The following is a 1,601-nucleotide window of genomic DNA, read 5'->3' on the forward strand; positions in this document are numbered from 1 at the left end:
ACTCTTTGATCAAAAAGCGTACCTCTGCTTCATGCTCACCTGAAACAATCGTAAACGGATGCGGATCTTCATTACCAAAACGCACATAAGCAAACTGCCCAGCTTTGTGTCCTTGCCAAGGTTTTCCTTGACCGTTATTGCTTGGCGCCAAAGTCAGCTCCATCACTCGCGCTTGAGGGAAGTAGCGAGTCGACACCACTTTGGCGGGATGGCGATTTGCTCGTCCGACAAAACCAAGCAAGCTATAAACGGCAGCTGCAGAGCCCATCAAGGCAAAGCCCAAAGCAAAGAAATGAATTGGTTCACCCCAGTACGCGTGCTTGATCAGCAAAACGGAGTGAACAGCAATCATCAAATACACTGCCGCCATTAAACGATGCGACAACTTAAATGGCTTGTATTTAACAACCGTCCACAATGACACCACGAGCAATGCTAAGAGCAGGTAAAAACCCCACTCCCCCAAACCAAGCCCCACATCGCGCAACTCTTTGACCCAGAGTTCTAAACCGACAAAGTTGTTCCCAGAAGGCCCAACCCCGGTGTGTTTGATTGGTTTTTCGAGCACTCCTGCCGACACTAGCCATTTTGGCACTTTATACGTCAACCAATGCACGACTCCAAGGCTACCCCCCGCAATACCGAGCCATTTATGCACACGATAGGCCTTATCCATCCCGTGAACCCATTGCTCGATCACAGGTAAGCGCAGCGCCAACACCATCGCAATAGACATCAAAGCCAACGACAAAACACCAGAATATTGAATAAGCGCGGAGCGCCATTGGAAGAATTGGGTCGAGGACAGCAGTTGCGGTTCACTCATCCACCACAACACAGACACGGCGGCAATTATCATCCATACAAAATTTCGTACAGTTTTCATGAACATCACTCTCAAATTGACGACAACTCTAGTTTAGTTTTTCTAGCGTAATGCAACGTCAATATTCGTAAAGTTGAGTAAACCCACAATATACCTAAGGTCAATAACAAACTTGGAGGTATTGCGCAGAATCCTACAGAAAATCGACAGGGATTTAACAGTGGTTAGAGTATTCACTCGTTATAGTTTGCTTAACATCGCCAAAGTGCGAATCAAAACCAAAAGAACGAAGAACACCACGCATGAAAAAGTTATTCCTGTTGGTTGGGCTGATGGTTTGCTCAACTGTTAGTTACGCCTCCAAATTAAACGAAGACATCTCCCTCATCGAGAAACAAACATCTGGGCGAATTGGAGTGTCAGTCTGGGATACACAAACGGACGAGCGTTGGGATTATCGCGGAGACGAACGTTTCCCATTAATGAGCACATTCAAAACGTTAGCGTGTGCCACCATGCTAAGCGACATGGACAGCGGCAAACTCAACAAAAATGCCACAGCGAAAATCGATGAACGCAATATTGTGGTTTGGTCTCCGGTGATGGATAAACTGGCTGGACAAAGCACACGCATCGAACACGCTTGTGAAGCCGCCATGTTGATGAGCGACAACACCGCCGCGAACTTAGTGCTAAATGAAATTGGTGGTCCTAAAGCGGTCACGTTGTTTTTGCGCTCTATTGGCGACAAAGCAACGCGACTTGACCGATTGGA

Annotated in this window: 2 protein-coding genes; one reads left to right on the top strand and one right to left on the bottom strand. The window is 47.1% G+C overall.

What is annotated here, in order from left to right; translation table 11 throughout:
- Nucleotides 1–886 (bottom strand): ferric reductase-like transmembrane domain-containing protein (locus R7Q47_RS23855; protein WP_318089633.1); only part of this gene is annotated, 886 nt, incomplete at its 3' end.
- Between the two features lie 242 nt (nt 887–1,128).
- On the opposite strand from R7Q47_RS23855, the gene R7Q47_RS23860 reads away from it, so the two are divergent.
- On the top strand, nt 1,129–1,601 hold a 473-nt coding region (locus R7Q47_RS23860; RefSeq protein WP_318089635.1), incomplete at its 3' end, for a serine hydrolase.

The organism is Vibrio sp. Vb0349 (assembly GCF_033338975.1).